Origin of the sequence: Pseudoalteromonas sp. NZS100_1, assembly GCF_015864285.1 — a bacterium.
GTDB classification, from domain to species: domain Bacteria; phylum Pseudomonadota; class Gammaproteobacteria; order Enterobacterales; family Alteromonadaceae; genus Pseudoalteromonas; species Pseudoalteromonas arctica.
This window is the reverse complement of record NZ_JADYXN010000140.1, coordinates 1-759: the sequence shown is the minus strand read 5'-3', so window position 1 is coordinate 759 and position 759 is coordinate 1. Positions and strand designations below refer to the sequence as shown.

Genomic DNA, 759 nt, shown 5'->3' with positions numbered 1-759 from the left:
AAGCGGCTGCGACGCAGATGGATCAGATCATGCTCCACTTCGACGCGGCCGTCTGATCCGAGGAAATCCGGGTTGGCCAGATCGCAGGTCAACATCGCATTGTCGTCGCGTAGCGCCGAACTCAGCAGTATCGGGCGCATGCCGTTGACCGTGAGATAAAGGTGCGAAAGGTGGCGCGTATCGCGATGATAGAAACCCTCGGGACTGCCAGGTCCGGATATGGCGTCGCCGCTATGGTCAAAGACGGCAAAGCTGTCTCCATGCTTGAGCGTGCGTGGCCGACGCTCGTGCAATGAAGCGGTAGCAGGGATGAAGAACTGGGTTTGCGCCTGTGACAGCGCCTGTCCTCCTGCAATGCCCGGCACCCCTGGCTGCGGTTGGGTCAGCGACATGGCGACTCCTATGCGACGATCTGCAATTCCGACTCCTCGCCGCGCTGGCGACGCAGCCAGGCGGCATCCGTACGGGCGCCCGGCAGCCTGTGATATAATGCGGCATAGTCTGCGGCCATCCTGCCAGCCGTGAACCGTGCGTCGAACGCGCCACGCACCCTTGCGCGCTCAAGGTGACGAAGTTGGCCCACCGCTTCGACCGCCTGGTCCTCGCTGTCCACGATGAAACCCGAGCGCCCATGCTCGATGATCTCGGGCACCGATCCGCATCGGAACGCAATGACCGGTGTCCCACAAGCCATTGCTTCGATCATTACAAGACCGAAAGGCTCGGGCCAGTCGATCGGGAAGAGCAAGGCCCTTGCAC

At 62.1% G+C, this 759-nt stretch carries 2 protein-coding genes; both read right to left on the bottom strand.

The genetic code is table 11. The features are described 5' to 3' along the window. Positions 1-392 (bottom strand): glycogen debranching N-terminal domain-containing protein (locus tag I6F66_RS20985; protein WP_197209729.1); only part of this gene is annotated, 392 nt, incomplete at its 3' end. 8 nt (positions 393-400) lie between these two features. Then, a partial coding sequence (locus tag I6F66_RS20980) for a glycosyltransferase (protein ID WP_197209728.1) occupies positions 401-759 on the bottom strand: 359 nt, incomplete at its 5' end.